The organism is Xanthomonas sp. CPBF 426 (genome assembly GCF_903989465.1).
GTDB lineage: Bacteria > Pseudomonadota > Gammaproteobacteria > Xanthomonadales > Xanthomonadaceae > Xanthomonas > Xanthomonas euroxanthea.
In genome coordinates this window covers 3,571,302-3,591,762 of record NZ_LR861805.1, presented here as the reverse complement: position 1 = coordinate 3,591,762, position 20,461 = coordinate 3,571,302, and the positions used below count along the sequence as shown (strand labels likewise).

Genomic DNA, 20,461 nt, shown 5'->3' with positions numbered 1-20,461 from the left:
GCAGGGACGCGCTCGGCGGTGGGTGCATCGGCAAACTCGACGCATGGTGGTGCATGCAAGCTTCGTAACGAGCGCGCGATGCGTGGTGCTCAGATGTCCTCGTGGATGCCGCACTCGCGCTTCAGCCCGAAGAAGCGCGTGTCTTCTTCGCGCATGCCCGGTTCCCAGCGGCGCGTGGTGTGGAAGTCGCCGATGGACACGTAGCCTTGTTCCCACAGCGGGTGATACGGCAGGTCGTGCGCCTGCAGGTACTGCCACACGTCGCGGTCGGTCCAGTCGGCAATCGGGCTGACCTTGTAGCGCTCGCCACGCTTTTGCACGATCGGCGTCTGTGCACGTCCGCCGGACTGGCTGCGGCGCAGGCCGGTGAACCAGGTGCCCACGTTGAGCTCGTCCAAGGCGCGGCGCATCGGCTCGACCTTGCGCAGGTTGTTGTACTGATCGATGCCGACCATGCCCTGTTCCCACAGGCGGCCGTGGCGCGCCTCCATCCAGGCACGGCTGACCAGCGGGCGATAGACCTTGAGGTTGAGGTTGAGCCGGTCGGCCAGCGCGTCGGCAAACCGGTAGGTTTCCGGGAACAGGTAGCCGGTATCGACCAGGATCACCGGAATGTCCGGGCGCTGCCGGGTGAGCAGGTGCAAGGTGACCGCCGACTGGGCGCCAAAACTGGACGACAGCGCGGCCTCCTGCGGGCCGTGCTGCAGTGCCCAGGCCACGCGCTCGTCGGCGTGCAGGCCCTCCAGCTGCGCGTTGAGCGCGTCCAGGTCGTCCAGCGCGGATGCAGTGATCGATGCAGCGGGCAGCGCGGTCATGCGAGCAGTTCCAGGTCGAGGTGACGGTGTGTGGGGTAGGGCGGCAGCGCGATTAGGCCGCTGCGGTGCAGGAAGTCGCCAAAGCCTTCGTCACCGGCCTGGTCGCGTTCGGTTGCATAACGCGCCAGCAGCGGCTCGAGCGCGGCGAGGATGTCCGCTTCGGTGATGTTTTCGCGGTACAGCGTGTTCAGGCGCTGGCCGCGGCGATCGCCGCCCAGCATCAGGTTGTAGCGGCCCGGTGCCTTTCCCACCAGCGCGATCTCGGCCAGATACGGGCGCGAGCAGCCATTCGGGCAGCCGGACAGGCGCAGCACGATCGGGGTGTCGGCCAGTCCGTGCTGTTCCAGCACCGGCTGCAACGCCGCGCTGAAGTCGGGCAGGTAACGTTCGGCCTCGGCCATCGCCAGGCCGCAGGTCGGCAGCGCCACGCAGGCCATTGCGCCACGTGCCAGCGCGGTGGGCGCGCGATTGCCGGCATCCAGGCCGTATTGGGCGACCAGGGCATCGATGCGTGCGCGCTCGCTGGCCAGCACCCCGGCGATGACCAGGTTCTGGTTGGGCGTCATGCGGAACTGGCCGACGTTCAATTGCGCAATCGCCCGCAGGCCGCTCAGATGTGCGGCGGTGTCGGTATCGGCGATGCGCCCGGCCGGCAAAGCCAGGGTCAGATGCGACAGGCCGTCGTCGCCCTCGACCCAGCCGTAGCGGTCACCGTTGTGCTCGAACGCGAACGGCCTGGCAGCTTGCAGCGCAACGCCGGCACGGCGTTCGATCTCGGCCACGATGATGTCCAGGCCATGATCGTCGATGGTGTACTTGAAGCGCGCGCGCTTGCGCACCGCACGGTTGCCGAAGTCGCGCTGGGTGGTGACCACGGCGGTGGCCACCTCCAGCAACTGGTCGCGGGTGACAAACCCGATGACATTGGCCACGCGCGGCCAGGTTTCCGCATCGCCGTGGCTGGCGCCCATGCCGCCGCCGATGCTGACGTTGTAGCCGAGCAACTCGCCCTCGCGCAGGATCGCGATGAAGCCCAGATCGTTGGCGAACACGTCCACATCGTTGAGCGGCGGCGCGGCGAAACCGATCTTGAACTTGCGCGGCAGATAACGGTCGCCGTAGATCGGCTCTTCTTCGCTGCCGGAGCCGGACACGCGCTCTTCGTCCAGCCAGATCTCGTAATACGCCCGGGTATTGGGCAACAGATGCTCGGACACCCGCGCGGCATCGGCATACAGCGTGGCATGCGCCTGCGACAGCAGTGGATTGGCGGCGACCTGCACGTTGCGATTGACATCGCCGCAGGCGGCCAGCGTGTCGATCAAGGTGGCATTGATCGCCTGCATGGTCGCCTTGAGTTCGCGCTTGATCACACCATGGAACTGGAATGCCTGGCGCGTGGTGATGCGCAGCGAATGATTGGCGTACCGCGTGGCGATGTCATCCAGCGCCAGCCATTGCGTGGGCGAGATCACCCCGCCCGGCGTACGCGTGCGGATCATGAACTGATACGCCGGTTCGAGCTTTTGCCGACGCCGCTCATCGCGGATATCGCGATCGTCCTGCTGGTAGCTGCCGTGGTACTTGATCAGGGTCTGATCGTCCTCGCGCAACGCCCCGGTCACCGCATCGGCCAGGCTCTGTTCCAGCGACCCGCGCAGACGGCGACTTTCGGATTTGATGTCTTCGACGGAGTGAGTCATGGGAATCGGGAGTCGGGAATGGGGAATCGTAAGAAGCGGCTTGGCATGCCGGGAGAATTCAGTTGCGGGCTGTACCGATTCCCGATTCCCCACTCCCGATTCCCGGCCCTAATAGACATCACGCGCATACCGCCCCTCCACCTGCAGCTGGGTGAGATACGCCGCGGCGGCTTCCGCATCCAGGGCGCCGTGGGTGGCGACGATGTCGAGCAGGGCGGCGTGCACATCCTTGCCCATGCCGATGGCGCCGCAGACGTACAGGTGCGCGCCGCCCTGCAGCCAGGCATAGACCTCGGCGCCGCGCGCGCGCAGGCGATGCTGCACGTAGATCTTTTCCGCCTGGTCGCGCGAGAACGCGACTTCCAGCGCGTGCAGTTCGCCGCGCTGCAAGGCCTGCTGCCATTCGGCCTGATAGAGGAAATCGGTATTGAAATGCTGGGCGCCGAAGAACAGCCAGTTGCGGCCCTTGGCGCCGGTTTCGGCGCGTTCCTGCACGAAGCCACGGAACGGCGCCACGCCGGTGCCCGGGCCGATCATCAGGATGTCGCGATCGGTATCGGCCGGCACCCGGAAGCGCGCGTTCGGCTCGATATAGACCGGCGCGGTGTCGCCTTCGCGCAGTGCGGCAAGAAAGCCGCTGGCCGAGCCCAGGTGCGCATGCCCGTGCGCCTGGTAGGTGAGTTCGTCCACCACCAGGTGCACTTCCTCGCCCACGCGCTTGCGGCTGGAGGCGATCGAGTACAGGCGCGGGGTGAGCGGACGCAGCGCGGCCAGTAGGCCGGCATGGTCCCAATCCGCCGGCCAGCGTCGCAGCACGTCGATCAGCTGGTGATCGGCGAGTAGTGACGCCAGGCCGGCGGTCTGGGTCGGGGTGAGCAGCGCCTGCAGCTCGTCGGCGCGTGCACGCTCGGCATGGGCGGCCAGCAGCGGCCGCGACAGCTTGGTCAGTTCGCGCCGGGTGGCCAGCCACTCGTGCAGGGCCAGCGTCTCTTCGCCGACGGTGACCGCGGCATGACCATCCAGGCGCAGCGTCTGCAGCACCGCATCCACCAGCGCGGGCGGATTGCGATGGCGGATGCCCAGCGCATCGCCGGGCTCGTAGCTCAGCCCGCTGCCTTCCAGCGAAAATTCCAGATGGCGCACGCGCTTGCTCGGCACGGCATAGACGCGGAACTGCGGGCCCTTGAAGTCGCGCCCGCTGATGATCTGGTTGGCCAGCAATTCGGCAGGGAAGGGTTGCTGATGCGACCACACCGGCGCGGCCGCGCTGCTGCGCAACGGCGTGATGGTGGCCGACGGCGGGCCGCTCTTGAGCTGTTCGCGTGCGTGCTTGAGCGCTTGTGCGCGCCAGGGCGCAGCGACGCTGTCGATATCCAGATCGGCTTCGCCGCGTGGCTGCACGCGGCTGCCGCCAAGTTCGGCCAGACGGTCGTCGATGCGGCGGGCGATGCCGCAGAATTCCGCGTAACTGGAATCGCCCAAGCCCAGCACCGCGTACCTGAGCTCGGGCAGCTTGGGCGCGCGGCGGCTGGCCAGGAATTCCACCAGCCCGATCGCATCGTCCGGCGGGTCGCCCTCGCCCTGGGTGCTGATGACCACGTAGAGCAGCCGTTCGCTGGCCAGCTCGCGGGTGGGGTACTGGTCGGCGCGCAGCAGGCGCACGCTCAGGCCGGCGGCCTCGGCCTCGGCTACCAGCTGCTCGGCTTCCCGGCGGGCATTGCCTGTCTGGCTGCCGTACAGCACGGTCAGGCGCTGGCTCTCCTGCGCCGGCGCATGCGGCTGGCCGCCCGGCAGCACCGCCAGCGAGCGCGGCGGCTGGCCCTGCGCCAGCCCGGCGGTATAGCCGGACAGCCACCACAGCGACGCGGCATCCAGGCCGTCGACCAACCGTTCCAGCAGCGCCTTGCGCTCGTCGGGCAAGGGGCTGGGCGGTAGCGCGGAACTGGCGGCGGTCATTCGGATCCAGGGCGGTTGATGAGACCAGCGATGTTAGGGATGCGTTGCCGCGGCCAGAAAGGATGAGCCGTTATCGCGTTATGCCGGCCGCTTATTTGGGTGCGGGCGGCCGGCGCCACACACTGCGGCGCCTTGCCCTACCATCGGCTGGTCTGCCCCGCCGACGCCCACGACACCCCGATGACCCTGTTGCCCCTGTCACACCTGGATCGGCTCGAGGCCGAAAGCATCCATATCCTGCGCGAGGTCGCCGCCGAATTCCGGGCCCCGGTGATGCTGTATTCGGTGGGCAAGGACAGCTCGGTGCTGCTGCACCTGCTGCTCAAGGCCTTCGCGCCGTCGCCGCCACCGATCCCGCTGCTGCATGTGGACACGCGCTGGAAGTTCGGCGAGATGATCGCTTTCCGCGACCGCCGCGCGGCCGAGACCGGCGTGGACCTGCGCGTGCACATCAATCCCGACGGTATCGCCCAGGACGTCGGCCCGATCAGCCACGGTGCGGCGGTACATACCGACATCATGAAGACCCAGGGCCTGAAGCAGGCGCTGGAGCAGGGCGGTTTCGATGCGGCGATCGGCGGGGCGCGCCGCGACGAGGAGAAATCGCGCGCCAAGGAGCGCGTGTTCTCGTTCCGCAATACGCGGCATCGCTGGGACCCCAAGAATCAGCGCCCGGAGCTATGGAACCTGTACAACGCGCGCACCAGGCCCGGCGAAAGCGTGCGCGTGTTTCCGCTGTCCAACTGGACCGAGCTGGATATCTGGCTGTACATCTATCGCGAGGCGATCCCGGTGGTGCCGCTGTACTTCGCCGCGCCGCGCCCGGTGGTGGAGCGCGACGGCGCCTGGATCATGGTCGACGACGACCGCCTGCCGTTGCACCCGGGCGAGACGCCGCAACTGCGCTCGGTGCGTTTCCGTACGCTGGGCTGCTATCCGCTGACCGGCGCGATCGAATCGACCGCAGACACGCTGGAAGCGGTAATCGCCGAAATGCTGGTCAGCACCAGCTCCGAACGCCAGGGCCGCATGATCGACCATGCGCCAGGTGCGTCGATGGAGCAGAAGAAGCTTGAGGGGTATTTTTGATGGGCAGGGAATCGGGATTGGGGAATGGGGATTCGCAACAGCAGTTTGCTGCAGACGTTACGACGGAGGAGGACGCCTTTGCGATTCCCGATTCCCGAATCCCGATTCCCGGCGCCATCGGCGCCTACCTGCATCAACACGAATCCAAGCCGCTGCTGCGCTTCATCACCTGCGGCAGCGTGGACGATGGCAAGAGCACGCTGATCGGGCGGTTGCTGTACGACAGCAAGCGCCTGTTCGACGATCAGCTTGCCGCGCTGCAGAGCGATAGCCGCCGGCATGGCACGCAGGGCGAGGGTATCGACTATGCGTTGTTGATGGACGGGCTGGCCGCCGAGCGCGAGCAGGGCATCACCATCGACGTGGCGTATCGCTATTTCGATACCGACCGGCGCAAGTTCATCGTCGCCGACTGCCCCGGGCACGAGCAGTACACGCGCAACATGGCCACCGGTGCCTCCACCGCCGATGTGGCGGTGGTGCTGGTGGATGCGCGCAAGGGGCTGCTGGCGCAGACGCGCCGGCACAGCTACATCGTGTCGTTGCTGGGCATCGGCCACGTGGTGCTGGCGGTCAACAAGATGGACCTGGTGGACTACGACGCGCAGGTGTTTGCCGACATTGCCGAGGGCTATCGCGCGCTGGCCGCACAGTTGGGCATTGCCGATGTGCAATGCATTCCGTTGTCGGCACTGGCTGGCGACAACCTGTCCAGCCCATCGACGCGGATGCCCTGGTACCGCGGTCCGCATCTGCTGCAGCATCTCGACACCGTGCACGTGCAGACGCCGGAAGCCGGCAGCGGCTTCCGGCTGCCGGTGCAGTGGGTCAATCGTCCCCACCAGCACTTTCGTGGCTATGCCGGCACCATCGCGGCCGGGCAGGTGCGCGTGGGCGATGCCGTGGTGGTGGTGCCGTCCGGGCGCCGCACGCAGGTGGCTTCGGTGCTGGATGCCAACGGCGAGGTGGCCAGCGCACGCGCCGGCCAGGCGGTCACGTTGACCTTGCGCGAGGAGATCGACATCAGCCGCGGCGACATCATCGCCGCCGTCGACGACCCGCCGGAAGTAGCCGACCAGTTCGCCGCGCATCTGCTGTGGATGGACGATGCCGCCTTGCTGCCGGGCCGCCCGTACTGGCTCAAGATCGGCACGCGTAACGTCACCGCGAGCATCAGCGAGATCAAGCACAAGGTCGATGTGAACACGCAGGAGCGGCTGGCCGCCAAGCGGCTGGAGCTCAATGAAGTGGGCTACTGCAATCTGGCCCTGGACGAGCCGATCGCGTTCTCGCCGTATGCGCGCAACCGCGTGCTGGGCGGCTTCATCCTGATCGACCGGCAGAGCAATGCCACCGTGGCCGCCGGCACGCTGGAGTTCGCGCTGCGCCGCGCCGGCAACGTGCACTGGCAGCATCTGGACGTGGATCGCGCCGCGCGTGCGCGCATCAAGGGCCAGGCGCCGCGCGTGCTGTGGTTCACCGGCTTGTCGGGCGCGGGCAAATCCACGGTCGCCAACCTGGTCGACAAGCGCCTGCATGCGCTGGGCTATCACACCTTCATCCTGGACGGCGACAACGTGCGCCACGGGCTCAACCGCGACCTGGGCTTCACCGACGAAGACCGGGTGGAAAACATCCGCCGCGTGGCCGAGGTGGCGCGGCTGATGGCCGATGCCGGCCTGATCGTGCTGGTGAGCTTCATCTCGCCGTTCCGTGCCGAGCGGCAACTGGCGCGCGAGCGGTTCGACGACGGGGAATTTGTCGAAGTGTTCGTGGACGTGCCGCTGGCGGTCGCCGAGGCGCGCGATGTGAAGGGGCTGTACCGCAAGGCACGGGCCGGGCAGATTCCCAACTTCACCGGCATCGATTCGCCCTACGAGGCACCGGAGGCGCCGGAGATCCATCTTCACGCCGATGGTGAGAACGTGGAGGCGCTGGCGCGCCATGTGCTCGAGTTCCTCGACTTGGAACGCTGACCAGCGCATCGCGCCGACGACAGCAAGGGTCTTTGGTCATGGTGCAAAGCACGCCCTTTCTGTCAACTCCATGGCGGCTAGGTCGTTAAACTTTCGACGTACCCCGCCAGGATGTTCTGATGCTTGTTCGACCCAGCGCGCGTTTCGGCGCAGCGCTCTTGTTGGCCGTCACGCTGGCCGGTTGCAGCCGTCAGGCCGCCGCGCCGGCCGCCGCCAAACCCATCCCGGTCTCTGTGCAGGCGGTGACCACCCAGCCCTGGAACTCGACCGTGCAGTCGATCGCCACCGTGCGTGCGCGCGAATCGGTGGCGCTGACCGCCGCAGTGAGCGATGTGGTGGAGCAGGTCAACTTCGACAGTGGCGACGAGGTCAAGGCCGGGCAGCTGCTGCTGCGGCTGCGCGGCAACTCGCAGCAGGCGGCGCTGACCGCGGCCCAGGCCACCTTCGAGGAAACCGACCAGCTGTACCGGCGCCAGTTGAGCCTGGTTGGCCAGCAGCTGGTGGCCAAGTCCACTGTCGATACGCAACGCGCGCTGCGCGATGCCGCGCAGGCGCGCGTGCAGCAGATGCGCGCGGAGATCACCGACCGCGAGGTGCGTGCGCCGTTCTCCGGCGTGCTCGGCATCCGCCAGATCAGCCCGGGCTCGTTGATCACCTCCAGCACGGTGATCGCCACGCTGGACGATGTGGCGCGCATGTACGTGGACTTCCAGGTACCGGAATCGCAGTTCGGGCTGGTGCAGCTCGGCAATACCGTCAACGGCACCGCGGCGGCGTACCCGGGCGAGCAGTTCGAAGGCGTGGTGGCGGCGATCGATTCGCGTATCGACGAGACCACCCGTTCGGTGACGGTGCGGGCGGATTTCCCCAACGGCGATCGCCGGCTGCGCCCGGGCATGTTGCTGGATGTGCGGCTGTTCCAGCCGGCGCGGCAGGCGGTGGTGATCCCGGAGATCGCGGTGGTGCAGGTGGGGCGCGAGTCCTACGTGTTCCGGGTCAAGCCCGACAGCAGCGTGGAGCGCGCCGACGTGCGCCTGGGCGAGCGCCGCGACGGCAAGGTGGAAATTCTCGACGGGGTCAAGGCCGGTGAGCGCATCGTGGTGGACGGCACCGGCAAGCTGCGTCCGGGGCTGAAGGTGGTCGACCAGGCCGCACCCGTGCCCGCATCGACACCGGCAGCGGCGCGCCCGCAGGCAGCCCGATGAAGCTCTCCGACCTGTCCATTACCCGCCCGGTGATGGCGGTGGTGATGAGCCTGCTGCTGATCGTGCTGGGGGTGATGTCCTTCACCCGGCTCACCTTGCGCGAGTTGCCGGCGATCGACCCGCCGATCGTGTCGGTGGATGTGGAATACACCGGCGCGTCGGCGGCGGTGGTGGAAAGCCGCATCACCCAGGTGCTGGAAGACGCGCTGGCCGGCATCGAAGGCATCGAGACCATCGAGGCGCGCAGCCGCAATGGCTCGTCCGACATCAGTATCGAATTCGTGCAGTCGCGCGATGTGGAAGCGGCCGCCAACGACGTGCGCGATGCGGTCAGCCGCGTCTCCGATCGCATGCCCGACCAGGCGCGCCCGCCGGAGATTTCCAAGGTCGAGGCCGACGCCGACCCCATCCTGTGGCTCAACATGAGCTCCAGCACGATGGACACGCTGCAGCTGTCCGACTACGCCGAGCGCTACGTAGTGGACCGTTTCTCCAGCCTGGACGGCGTGGCGCAGGTGCGTATCGGCGGGCGCCAGCGCTATGCGATGCGGATCTGGCTGGACCGCGATCAACTGGCCGCGCGCGAACTCACCGTGGCCGATGTGGAAGCGGCGCTGCAGAACGAGAACGTGGAGCTGCCGGCCGGCAGCATCGAATCGGCGCAGCGCGATTTCACCCTGCGCGTGGAGCGCAGTTATCTCAAGCCCGAGGACTTTGCCAAGCTGCCGCTCGGCAAGGGCGAGGGCGGCTATGTGGTGCGCCTGGGCGACGTGGCCAGGGTGGAGCTGACCTCGGCCGAGCGCCGCGCCTACTTCCAGAGCAACGGCGTGCCCAATGTGGGCCTGGGCATCGTGCGCAACTCCACCGCCAACGCGCTGGACGTTGCACGCGAGGCACGCGCGCAGGCCGACGAGGTACAGAAGTCGCTGCCGCAGGGCACCAACATCTTTGTCGCCTTCGACACCACGACGTTTATCGACGCGGCGGTGGAGCGCGTGTACCACACGCTGATCGAAGCGGTGGTGCTGGTGCTGGTGGTGATCTGGGTGTTCCTCGGCAGCGCACGTGCGGCGCTGATTCCGGCGGTGACGGTGCCGGTGTGTCTGATCGCCGCGTTCATCGCGCTGTACGCGTTCGATTTTTCGATCAACCTGCTGACCTTGCTCGCGCTGGTGCTGTGTATCGGCCTGGTGGTGGACGATGCGATCGTGGTGGTGGAAAACATCCAGCGCCGCATCGACCTGGGCGAGCCGCCGCTGGTGGCCGCCAGGCGCGGTACCGGGCAGGTTGCCTTCGCGGTGATTGCCACCACCGCGGTGCTGGTGGCGGTGTTCCTGCCGGTGGGCTTTCTGGAAGGCAATACCGGGCGCCTGTTCCGCGAGCTGGCGGTGGCATTGGCAGCGGCGGTGGCGATCTCGGCCTTCGTGGCGCTGACGCTGACGCCGATGATGTCGTCCAAGCTGTTGCGCTCGCATGGGCAGGCCAAACCCAATCGCTTCCATCGCTGGTTCGATGGCCGCATGCAGGCGGTGTCCGGCGCGTACGGGCGCTCGCTGGAGCGGCATGTGCATCGCACCTGGATCTTCGCGCTGCTGATGCTGTTGGCGCTGGGGGCCAGCGCGTGGTTGATGGGGAGGATTCCTTCCGAGCTGGCACCGGCCGAGGATCGCGGCAACTTCCAGATCATGATCGACGGGCCCGAGGGCGCGGGCTTCGATTACACCGTGGGGCAGATGCATCAGGTCGAGGCGATCCTCGGCCCCTACGTGGGGCCGGACAAGCCGATCGTGCGCGCCAATCCGCGCGTGCCCGGCGGCTTTGGCAGCAGCGAGGAGATGCACACCGGCCGGGTCAGCGTGTTCCTGCAGGACTGGGAAAAACGCACGCGCCCGACCACCGAAGTGGCCGACGAACTGCAGCAGAAACTCAATGTGCTCAGCGGCGTGCGCGCACGCACGCAGGTCAGCGGCGGCCTGGTGCGCAGCCGCGGGCAGCCGTTCCAGCTGGTGCTGGGCGGGCCGGATTATGCGGAGATCGCGCAGTGGCGCGACCGCATCCTGCAGCGCATGGAAGCCAATCCCGGCTTGGTCGGCCCGGACTCGGACTACAAGGAAACCCGCCCGCAGATGCGCGTGAACATCGACCGCCTGCGTGCAGCCGACCTGGGCGTGCCGGTGACCGCGATCGGTGGCGCGCTGGAAGCGATGATGGGCTCGCGCCGCGTCACCACGTTCGTGGACAACGGCGAGGAGTACGACGTGATGCTGCAGGCCGGGCGCGAGGGCCGCATGGCGCCGGAAGACCTCACCGCCATCCGCGTGCGCTCCACGCGTGGCGAGCTGATTCCGCTGTCCAACCTGGTCACGCTCAGCGAAGTGGCCGAGGCCGGTACCCTCAATCGCTTCAACCGCCTGCGTGCGATCACCATCAGTGCCGGCCTGGCGCCGGGCTACCCGCTCGGCGAGGCGATTGCCTGGGCGCAGCAGGCCGCGCGCGAGGAACTGCCCGAGTATGCGCAGGTGGACTGGAAGGGCGAATCGCGCGAGTACCAGCAATCCGGCAGCGCGGTATTGCTGACCTTCGGCATGGCCCTGCTGGTGGTGTACCTGGTGCTGGCCGCGCAGTTCGAGAGCTTCGCCCATCCGCTGGTGATCATGCTCACCGTGCCGCTGGCGGTGCTCGGCGCGCTGGTCGGCCTGTGGCTCACCGGCGGCACGCTCAACCTGTTCAGCCAGATCGGCATCGTGATGCTGGTGGGCCTGGCGGCCAAGAACGGCATCCTGATCGTGGAATTCGCCAATCAGTTGCGCGACGAAGGCCGCAGCGTGCACGCGGCGATCGTGGAATCGGCATCGGTGCGCCTGCGTCCGATCCTGATGACCTCGATCGCCACCGTGGTCGGCGCGATTCCGCTGGTGGTGGCCGGCGGGCCTGGCTCGGCCAGCCGCGCCACGATCGGCGTGGTGGTGATCTTCGGCGTGTCGCTGTCCACGTTGCTGTCGCTGTACGTGGTGCCGGCGTTCTACAGCCTGATCGCGCCATTCACCAAGTCGCCCGAAGCGGTGGCGCGCGAGCTGGAAACCCTGGAGGCGCAGACGCCGTCTGTAGGCGGGCACGCCTGAGCACGGCAGGCTGCTGACGGGCCGCAGTGCCATGCCCGTGCCTGCCGTGTGGGTGTCTGCGCAGCCGCCGCGTCGTTGCGCAATGACTAAGGTCACATGACAGTCATGCCCGGCTATGGTCGACTCCTGCGGTTATCCTGATCGGAATCGCCAATGCGTCGTCTTGCCTGCCTGCTTGCTCCCTCTCTCCTTGCGCTGTGCTGCGGCACCGTGCTGGCGCAGTCCTCCGGCGAGCCGGTCCCCAATGGCCGCCTGCCGACCTGGGCGGTGCCCGAGCGCTACAGCCTGGCGTTCAAGATCGACCCGGACCAAGCCGAGTTCAGCGGCCGCACCAGCATCCGCGTGCAGCTCAAGCAGGCCTCCGACCATCTCTGGCTGCACGGCAAGGAGTTGAAGGTCAGCAAGGCCACGGTCCAGCCGGCCAAGGGCAAGGCGCTGACCGCACGTTACGTGCAAGCCGATGCGCAGACCGGCGTGGTGCGCCTGGATTTCGGCCGCACGCTGCAGCCGCAGACGCTTACCGTGGACATCGTCTACAGCGCGCCGCTCAACCAGCAGCTGCAGGGCCTGTATCAGGTGAAGTACCAGGGCCAGGCCTATGCGATGACGCAGATGGAGCCGATCAGCGCGCGCTATGCGTTCCCCGGTTTCGACGAGCCGGCGTTCAAGACCCCGTTCGACCTCAGCCTGACCGTGCCCACCGACGACCAGGCGCTGGCCAACACCATCGCCACCTCGACCAAGCCGGCCGGCAAAGGCTGGAAGACGGTGAGCTTCGCCCCGACCGTGCCGCTGCCGACCTACCTGGTCGCCTACGCCGCCGGCCCGTGGGACGTGGTGGACGTGCCGGCCATGCCGGCCACCCCGCAGCGCCCCAATCCGACCCCGTTGCGCGGCATTGCCGCCAAGGGCCAGGGTCCGCGCATCACCTCGGCGCTGGACCAGACCCCGGCGATCATCGCCGCGCTGGAGGACTACTATGCCTTCGGGTATCCGTTCGACAAGCTCGATCTGGTCGCCGCCCCGGACTTCAGCGCCGGTGCGATGGAAAACCCCGGGTTTGTCACCTTCCGCGACTGGCTGCTGCTGCTGGACAAGGACTCGCCGGCAGAGAACGTGCAGCGCTCCTTCAACACCAATGCCCATGAGCTGGCCCACCAGTGGACCGGCGACGCCGTCACCATGGAATGGTGGGACGACCTGTGGTTGAACGAGGCGTTCGCCACCTGGATGCAGCAGAAGATCACCATGCAGCTGCACCCGGAATACCGCGCCAATCTGGACCGCATCGCCGGCGCCCAGCATGCGATGGACAACGACAGCCTGGTCAGCGCGCGCAAGATCCGCCAGCCGATCACCGGCAACGGCGATATCGAAACCGCCTTCGACGGCATCACCTACCAGAAGGGTGCGGCGGTGCTGGCGATGTTCGAAGCCTTCGTCGGCGAAGATGTGTTCCGCGAAGGCATGCGCGCCTACATCGCCAAGCATAAATTCGGCAACGCCACCGCCGACGATCTGGTCGATGCGATCGCCGCCGCCGCCGGCAAGGGCGAAGAGTTCAAGGCCGCATTCCGCAGCTTCCTCAATCAGCCGGGCGTGCCGTATCTGCAGACCCAGCTCGCCAGCGAAGGCGGCAAGACCGTGGTCAGGCTGCAGCAGCAACGCTACCTGCCGCTGGGCTCCACCGGCGCGGCCGCGCAGCAATGGGGCGTGCCGGTGTGCATCAAGTACGGCAAGGGCAAGGACCAGGTCGGTACCGCCTGCCAGATGCTCGACGGCGCCAGCGGCAGCATCGTGCTGGACGGCGCCGGCAAGAACACCTGGGTGTTCCCGAATGCGCGTGGCGCCGGCTATTACCGCTTCAGCCTGCCCAAGAAGCAGCTGGCCGCACTGGGCAAGCAGGTCGGCCAGCTCGACGACAACGAACAGCTGGCCTATGCCGATGCGATCGATGCGGCCTACCGCCATGGCGATGCCGACAGCGACGCGGTGCTGGCAGCGCTCAAGCAATTGGCGCCGTCCGCGTCGGCCGATGTGTCCACCGCGCTGCTGAACCGCTTCGTGTGGATCTGGCGCTACCAGGCCACCAGCGAGGCCCAGCGCGGCGCATTGCGCAAGGTGGCCGAACAGGCCTATCTGCCGCGTCTGCGCCAGCTGGGTTACACGCGGCGTAGCGGTGAATCGATCGACGACACCAGCTTGCGTTCGGCGTTGGCCGGCCTGTTCGCGCTGCGCCTGCAGAACGCGGAGGTGCGCCAGGCACTGCTCGCGCAGGGCGATGCGGTACTGGCTGGCGGCAACGGCGCACTGGACTTCTCCAAGGCCAATCCGGATCTGCTCGGTACCGCGCTGGCAGTGACCGCGCAGGAGCGCGGCGCACCGGCGGTACAGAGCCTGATCGATGCGCTGCGCACGCACGCCGACCCGGCGCAGCGCAACGCCATGATCGCCGCCCTGGGCGCGGTGCAGGACCCGGCGCTACTCACCCAGGTGCGTGATTTCGCGCTGACCGATGCGATCAAGGTGGGCGAGATGAAGAGCCTGCTGACGCGCGGCCACAGTTACCAGACCTCGCACGATTCGATGTGGCCGTGGTTCACCGCCAACTTCGACCGCATCGTGCAGCGCAGCGGCTCGTTCGATGGCGGCGGGTTGCCGGCGCTGGGCGCGTCCGGTGGCTGCAGCGTGGAAGAAGCCGACCGCCTGGATGCGTTCTTCAAACCGCGCCTGGCCACGCTCAGCGGTGCCGACCGTGGCATGGCCCAGACCGGCGAGACCATCCGCCTGTGCGCCGCGCTCAAGCAGGCGCAGACCGCCAGGCGCTGAGTCGCCGGCTTGCGGCCGGGGTGCGCAGTATCGACGGTGTCGATGCTGCGCGATCCGGAGCGGAAAACGAAACGACTGCGCTCATCGTCAGGCGCGCAGCCGGTGCCTGGAATCGGCATGTGCCACGCGTACACTCCGGTTCCGGGCGCGCCTTCCGTATCCACCTGGCGACTGCCCGTTACGTTTTGTCAGCCACTCCAGGGACGAAGCGATGGACGAATCATTGATGCTGCACGGAGAGGGCTTCGTGCTGCGCCGCTGGCGCCAGGACGACCTGGGCGCCTTGTTGCTGCACGCCAACGACCCCTTGGTGCCGCGCGGATTGAGTGATCGGTTTCCGCATCCGTATACGCGCGCCGACGGCGAGGCGTTCCTGGCCGGACGCGTGGTCGATCTGCAACACCCGGTGCTGGCCATCGAGATCGACGGCCAGGCCTGCGGCACGATCGCGCTGCGTCCAGGGCAGGGCGAGCGGCGCTTTTCGGCCGAGCTGGGCTACTGGATCGGCAGCGCGTACTGGGGCCGTGGCTGGATGACGCGCATCGTGGCCACTTATGTGGCCTGGGCGATGCAGGCCCTGCCGCTACATCGCGTCCAGGCCACCGTGCTCGACACCAATCCGGCATCGGCCAGGGTGCTGCTGCGCAACGGCTTTGTCGAAGAAGGCGTCAGCCGCTGCGCGATCATGAAGCCGGATGGATTGCACGATTTGCGCGTGTTCGCGCGGGTGGGGCGGCCGGCCGCGCTGGTGTGAGCCGCGTCTGCGTGCCACGGCGAACGCATCGGCCGAGCGGGTCTGCGCGCTGCTGATTCGCGCAGATCCATCACCGACAGTGGTGCCGATCCCGGGCGTGTTCTGCACGGCGTCGAGGTCACCCTGCCTCGCGCCTTGCGGGGCCTCGAACGCCATGCTTCCGCTGCCGCGTGTACGGCTGGCTATGCCAGTGGCTTACCATCGTCGCCATGCGTTTGCACCGCCGGCTGCATCGGCGTGCAGATGACCAACACCGCTGGGTGGTGGAAGGGCGATACGGTGCCTGCAGACCCGGCAAGCAACACGAACCTTGGATACGACGATGACACAGCATGATGGACGGGGCGCACGACCGCCGCGCGATGGCGGCAGCTCCGGTGCCGCGCACAATCCCTGGGGCCGCGCCGCGCCGCGCACACCTGCAGGCCGCCCGCCGGCACAGCAGGCAGCAGCGGCCGACACGCCTGCCGTCACTGCGTCGTCCGGTAGCAATGCGCGCGAGCTGCGGCTGTACGGCATCAACGCCGTGCAGGCGGTGTTCAAGGCGCGCCCGGAGGCGGTGCGCAAGCTGTATCTGAGCCAGGCGCGCATTCCGCAGTTTAAGGCCTTGCTGGCCTGGTGCGTGTCCCAGCGCATCGGCTACCGCGTGGTCGAGGAGGCCGATCTCAGCAAGCTCGCCGCCAGCACGCACCACGAAGGCGTGGTGGCCGATGTGCTGCGCGTCGCCCCGCAGCCGTTGCAGGACTGGCTGGCTGCATTGCCGGCCGGGCCGGTGCTGGCACTGTGGCTGGATGGCGTGGGCAACCCGCACAACTTCGGCGCGATTTTGCGCTCGTCCGCGCACTTCGGGGTGGCCGGCCTGTTGCTGCCTGCCGGCGCCACGCTGGGGCTGTCCGGTGCAGCCGCGCGCGTGGCCGAAGGTGGCGCCGAGGCGGTGCCGCTGGTGCAGCTGCCCGAGACGGCAACGGCGATGGCGCAGCTGCGTCAGGCCGGTTTTGCGGTGGCCGCCACGCTGGTGGAAGGCGGCCAGGACGTGTTCGCCGCTGCGCTGCCGCAGCGGCTGGTGTATGTGATGGGCGCGGAGAGCGAGGGCATGGACCGTCAGTTCGCGCGCGATTGCGACCTGCAGTTGTCGATCCGCGGCAGCGGCAAGGTCGAAAGCCTCAACGTGGCCTCGGCCACCGCGGTGTTCCAGGCCGCCTGGCGTGCCCGTGCGATGGGCGGAACGCCGTGATGCGCCTGTCTGCCTGGCTGCTTGCCACCGCCTGCGCAGCGAGCGCCGGCGCTCACGCCGCCGCCGCGTCCACGCCTGCCACGCCGCCACAGGTGCGTACCGATCACGGTGTGGTGCGCGGGCAATGGCAGGACGACGGCAGTGCGGTGTTTCGCGCGATTCCGTTTGCCGCCCCGCCATTGGGCGCATTGCGCTGGCAGCCGCCGCAACCGGCGGCGGCCTGGTCGGAGGTGCGCGATGCCACCCAGGCCGCCACCCCATGCGTGCAACCGGCGCTGGGCTGGAACAATGCGATGGCCAGGCGCGGCAGCGAAGACTGTCTCTACGTCGAGGTGCAGACGCCAACGCTGCAGCCGGCCAAGCCGCTGCCGGTGTTCGTGTGGATTCACGGCGGCGCCAATGTGGCCGGCGGCGCCGACGGCCACCTGCCGACCAACCTGGTCGCGCAGGGCATGCTGGTGGTGACGCTGCAGTACCGGCTCGGCGCGCTCGGCTTCCTGTCGCTGCCGGAACTGCGCGATGGCGATAACCAAGCCGCCGGCAACTACGCCCTGCTCGATCAGATCGCCGCACTGCAGTGGGTGCGCGACAACATCGCGCAATTCGGTGGCGATCCTGCGCGGGTCACCATCGCCGGGCAGTCGGCCGGCGGCCAGGACGTGGGCTTACTGATGCTCAGCCCGCTGGCACGTGGCCTGTTCTCGGCGGCGATCGAGCAGAGCGGCACTGCCGGGTTCGGATTGCCGGCACGTTCGCTGGAGGACAATCGCGCGCTGGGCGTGGAGATCGCCAGGCGCGCAGGCATCGAGGATGCTGCGACACGCCTGGCACAGTTGCGTGCGTTGCCGGTGGAGCAGGTGATCAAGGCCGGGCAGGGCGTCGACGTGCCGGCACTGGATGACGATGGCTACATCTGGCTGCAGGCGGTCGTCGATGGACGCGTGCTGCCACGTGCGCCGGCCGCGTTGCTGGCGGAGGGCGCACAGGCCAGGGTGCCGCTGTTGATCGGCTACGTGGTGCAGGAGCTGGAATACGGTGGCAAACAGGGCGCGCAGGCGCGGCTGCGGCGCGACTATCCGGCGCAGGCCGATGCGGTGCTGCAGGCGCAGCGCACGCATGCGGCGCAGCGTGCGGCGCGTCAGGGCGATGCGGCGATGCAGCTGTCCACCGACCTGACCTTCCGTTGCCCGGCGGTGACCGTTGCCCAGCATCAGGCCGCACTCGGCGTGCCGGTGTGGCATTACGTGTTCGATACCGCCGCACCGGGCGGGCAGGTCACGCACAGCGCCGAGCTGCCGTTCCTGTTCAAGGACCTGCCGATCGGCCAGCCGCCGGTGAGCCTGCAACGCTATTGGGCCGCGTTCGTGCAGCGTGGCAATCCGAATGCCACGGGCTTGCCGGCCTGGCCTGCGTTCGCACCCGGGCATGCGGCGTTGCAGTTCGACGCCAGTGGCGTGCACGCGCTCAAGGACGCGCGCCCGGACGTGTGCGCAGGCGTGGACCTGCCGTAATCGATCGCGCGTACCGAAGCGGTACGCGCGATCGACTCAAGCCAACTCAACTCAGCTCAACGTGCGCTGCCCGGACCGCAGAAGTAGAAACCGCCGTTGCGCATTTCCGCCGACAGGCCGGTGCGGGTGACGCCGGAGTCAATGCATACGGATACCCGTAACCGGCCATCGCCAACGTATGGCAGCACGGCTGCGCCACGCTCACCGACGACAGCCGCTGCACGGGATGGAGTAACCATGCCTCACCGACGCCGCGACCGGGTGGCATCCGCCTGCCTTGGGGCGATCAGCATGGCTGTTCTTACTTTTTCTGCAGTCGCACGGCAGCCCCGCCGTTTGCAGCCAATGGCAGCTGCAGGCTGTCGGTGGAGGTGAGCTGGCGCGTGTCGATGCGTACGTCCGTCGGGGCCTGGCCATCGGCGTAGATGGTGGCGGTCCAGCGGCCCTTGCCCAGGAACGTCAACGGCAACGTCAGCATGCGCGCCTGCTCGTTGGTCATCGCACCTACGTACCAGTCCTTGCCGCTGCGCCGCGCCAGTGCAATGTGCTCGCCGATGGCGCCGTCGAGTGCGCGTGTCTCATCCCAGCTTGCCGGCACATCGCGCAGGAACTGCGCGGCCGGCACGTTTTCGTACTGCTCCGGGCTGTCGGCGACCACCGCAAATGGGCTTTCGTAGACCACATACATCGCCAGTTGCTGCGCGCGGGTGGTCATCACCTGCGGCGCGATGTGCTGCATCCTGAATTCGGCCGGGCGCACATTGCGGAAGCCGCCCGGGGTGTAATCCATCGGGCCGAGCAACATGCGCGTAAACGGCAGCGTGAGGTTGTGGGTCGCGGTGATGCGCGTGGTCCACTTGTTGTACTCGGCGCCGAGCACGCCTTCCTGCGTGAGGTAATTGGGGTAGGTGCGGGTCAGGCCGGTCGGGTGATAGGCGCCATGCAGGTCCACCAGCAGTTTGTGTTCGGCAGCCTTGGCTAGCAGGCGATGGTAGAAGTCCACCATCTGCTGGTCGTCGCGGTCCATGAAGTCGACCTTGATACCCTTGATGCCGAGCTGCTGATACCAGGCGAGTGCCTCGTCCATGTGCGCATCGAGCGCGCGCCAATGCGCCCATAGCCACAGCCCGACATCGCGCTGCCGTGCGTAAGCCACCAGGCCCGGCAGGTCGAGCTGCTCCACCGGCCGGCGGATATCGGCATCGACGTTGTACTGGCCATCGCCGGTGCTGCCGACATACCAGCCGTCGTCGATCAGCATGTACTGCAGCTTCAATTGCTGCGCGTGATCGATATAGCGCTCGATCGTGGCGGTATTCATGCCCGGCTGCGCCACGCCGCCGGCCAGCCCGCCGGACCACCAGTCCCATGCCGATTTGCCCGCGCGCACCCAGCTCGCATCGAAGGCAGGCGGCGGGTTCAGCGCGGAAATCAGGGTGGACTCGATCAGGCTGGCCGGGCTGTCGCCGAGCATGATCACCCGCCATGGCGTGGCGAAATCCTGGCCTTTGGCATCGACGCTGACCGCCAGCGTGGGGTCGTCCAGGCGTGGCGATAATTTCGCCGCTACGCCCAGGCTGCCGTCCTCGCGGCCGGTGAGATACAGGCCGGCATAGTCGCGCAGGTTTGCCTCGGCAATCGCCAGCGTGGTGCCGCCGGCATCGGTCTGGCAGACCAGCGGCAACTCGAGCAGATTGTGCGGGCGCAATCTGGATGCGGCGATCGCATCGTATTCGCCCTCGTGGCTTGTTCCAAAGCGCCCCAGGTTCAAGGTCCAGCATGCGTAATCGCTGGGGAATGCAAAGCCGGTGAGTTCGTTGCGAATCCGCACCTCACCGGCGTCGGGCAGCACATAACGCAGCGCAACGCCGTCGTCGTAGGCACGCAATTCCACCGTCAGGCGTCGCTGTTTGGGGTCTGACAACTGCACGCGCAATTGACGATAGTGATCGCGCGCCTGACGTGTCTTGCCCACGGGCAATTCGAATCGGCTGTCATGCGTTTCGGTCGTGCTGCCCTGCAGCGTCATCGCCTTGCCGAGGGTGTTGGCCCGGCCCAGGTCCAGCCCGAGCGGCGCGTCGTCGAGCACAACTTTGTTGCGATACAGCACGCGATAGCTCGGCACGCCGCCCTCGCGTAGCGTGAATTCCACCTGCGTACGTGCGTCGGGCGATTGCACCTGCAGGCGCTGCGCGGATGCAGGCAACGCGATCGAATACAGCAACGCGCACGCCGCCGGTACTGCGGACTGGATCAGGTTTCGCATG

At 67.6% G+C, this 20,461-nt stretch carries 12 protein-coding genes and 1 other RNA gene; 9 read left to right on the top strand and 4 right to left on the bottom strand.

Annotated features, from left to right (window positions below; all coding sequences use genetic code 11):
• Positions 1-89: 89 nt before the first annotated feature.
• The 3 genes from H7A87_RS15230 to H7A87_RS15220 all read right to left on the bottom strand — a co-directional run bounded on the left by H7A87_RS15230 (position 90) and on the right by H7A87_RS15220 (position 4,474).
• Positions 90-815, bottom strand: a complete 726-nt coding sequence (locus H7A87_RS15230; RefSeq protein WP_115677290.1) for a phosphoadenylyl-sulfate reductase — start codon at positions 813-815, stop codon at positions 90-92.
• Positions 812-2,518, bottom strand: coding sequence for an assimilatory sulfite reductase (NADPH) hemoprotein subunit (cysI, locus tag H7A87_RS15225; protein WP_119127545.1), 1,707 nt, complete (start codon positions 2,516-2,518; stop codon positions 812-814). The genes H7A87_RS15230 and cysI overlap by 4 nt, the downstream gene beginning before the upstream one ends.
• Positions 2,519-2,626: 108 nt before the next feature.
• A complete protein-coding gene (locus H7A87_RS15220; RefSeq protein WP_119127547.1) occupies positions 2,627-4,474 on the bottom strand; it encodes an assimilatory sulfite reductase (NADPH) flavoprotein subunit in 1,848 nt (615 codons plus the stop codon).
• A gap of 180 nt (positions 4,475-4,654) precedes the next feature.
• Here H7A87_RS15220 and cysD point away from each other — a divergent pair, with 180 nt between their 5' ends.
• The 9 genes from cysD to H7A87_RS15175 all read left to right on the top strand — a co-directional run bounded on the left by cysD (position 4,655) and on the right by H7A87_RS15175 (position 18,194).
• Complete coding sequence (gene cysD, locus H7A87_RS15215) at positions 4,655-5,563, top strand: sulfate adenylyltransferase subunit CysD (protein WP_119127548.1); 909 nt, start codon at positions 4,655-4,657, stop codon at positions 5,561-5,563.
• Complete coding sequence (gene cysN, locus H7A87_RS15210; protein WP_119127550.1) at positions 5,563-7,539, top strand: sulfate adenylyltransferase subunit CysN; 1,977 nt, start codon at positions 5,563-5,565, stop codon at positions 7,537-7,539. Before cysD ends, cysN begins: the two co-directional genes overlap by 1 nt.
• Positions 7,540-7,658: 119 nt before the next feature.
• A complete protein-coding gene (locus H7A87_RS15205) occupies positions 7,659-8,744 on the top strand; it encodes an efflux RND transporter periplasmic adaptor subunit (protein ID WP_104583681.1) in 1,086 nt (361 codons plus the stop codon).
• Complete coding sequence (locus H7A87_RS15200; RefSeq protein ID WP_104583680.1) at positions 8,741-11,866, top strand: efflux RND transporter permease subunit; 3,126 nt, start codon at positions 8,741-8,743, stop codon at positions 11,864-11,866. The genes H7A87_RS15205 and H7A87_RS15200 overlap by 4 nt, the downstream gene beginning before the upstream one ends.
• A 153-nt stretch (positions 11,867-12,019) precedes the next feature.
• Positions 12,020-14,695 (top strand): M1 family metallopeptidase, encoded by a 2,676-nt coding sequence (locus H7A87_RS15195; RefSeq protein ID WP_119127552.1) that lies wholly within the window; start codon positions 12,020-12,022, stop codon positions 14,693-14,695.
• 117 nt (positions 14,696-14,812) lie between these two features.
• Positions 14,813-14,889: non-coding RNA, sX9 sRNA (locus H7A87_RS15190), on the top strand.
• A gap of 17 nt (positions 14,890-14,906) precedes the next feature.
• A complete protein-coding gene (locus H7A87_RS15185) occupies positions 14,907-15,449 on the top strand; it encodes a GNAT family N-acetyltransferase (RefSeq protein WP_119127554.1) in 543 nt (180 codons plus the stop codon).
• A gap of 322 nt (positions 15,450-15,771) precedes the next feature.
• Entirely contained in the window at positions 15,772-16,683 is a 912-nt protein-coding gene (locus H7A87_RS15180) for a TrmH family RNA methyltransferase (protein ID WP_119127555.1), read from the top strand.
• Positions 16,680-18,194, top strand: a complete 1,515-nt coding sequence (locus H7A87_RS15175) for a carboxylesterase family protein (RefSeq protein ID WP_180496735.1) — start codon at positions 16,680-16,682, stop codon at positions 18,192-18,194. The genes H7A87_RS15180 and H7A87_RS15175 overlap by 4 nt, the downstream gene beginning before the upstream one ends.
• Before the next feature lie 301 nt (positions 18,195-18,495).
• Here the strand turns inward: H7A87_RS15175 and H7A87_RS15170 are convergent, their stop codons facing one another.
• Positions 18,496-20,460 carry a glycoside hydrolase family 97 protein gene (locus H7A87_RS15170; protein WP_119127558.1) on the bottom strand — a complete coding sequence of 655 codons (1,965 nt, stop codon included), beginning with the start codon at positions 20,458-20,460 and terminating at the stop codon, positions 18,496-18,498.
• Position 20,461 lies beyond the last annotated feature (1 nt).

Bases quoted from the DNA above. Each gene is read 5' to 3' on its own strand.
- H7A87_RS15230 (WP_115677290.1), bottom strand. From the start codon at position 815: ATGACCGCGCTGCCCGCTGCATCGATCACTGCATCCGCGCTGGACGAC.
- cysI (WP_119127545.1), bottom strand. From the start codon at position 2,518: ATGACTCACTCCGTCGAAGACATCAAATCCGAAAGTCGCCGTCTGCGC.
- H7A87_RS15220 (WP_119127547.1), bottom strand. From the start codon at position 4,474: ATGACCGCCGCCAGTTCCGCGCTACCGCCCAGCCCCTTGCCCGACGAG.
- cysD (WP_119127548.1), top strand. From the start codon at position 4,655: ATGACCCTGTTGCCCCTGTCACACCTGGATCGGCTCGAGGCCGAAAGC.
- cysN (WP_119127550.1), top strand. From the start codon at position 5,563: ATGGGCAGGGAATCGGGATTGGGGAATGGGGATTCGCAACAGCAGTTT.
- H7A87_RS15205 (WP_104583681.1), top strand. From the start codon at position 7,659: ATGCTTGTTCGACCCAGCGCGCGTTTCGGCGCAGCGCTCTTGTTGGCC.
- H7A87_RS15200 (WP_104583680.1), top strand. From the start codon at position 8,741: ATGAAGCTCTCCGACCTGTCCATTACCCGCCCGGTGATGGCGGTGGTG.
- H7A87_RS15195 (WP_119127552.1), top strand. From the start codon at position 12,020: ATGCGTCGTCTTGCCTGCCTGCTTGCTCCCTCTCTCCTTGCGCTGTGC.
- H7A87_RS15185 (WP_119127554.1), top strand. From the start codon at position 14,907: ATGGACGAATCATTGATGCTGCACGGAGAGGGCTTCGTGCTGCGCCGC.
- H7A87_RS15180 (WP_119127555.1), top strand. From the start codon at position 15,772: ATGACACAGCATGATGGACGGGGCGCACGACCGCCGCGCGATGGCGGC.
- H7A87_RS15170 (WP_119127558.1), bottom strand. From the start codon at position 20,460: ATGCGAAACCTGATCCAGTCCGCAGTACCGGCGGCGTGCGCGTTGCTG.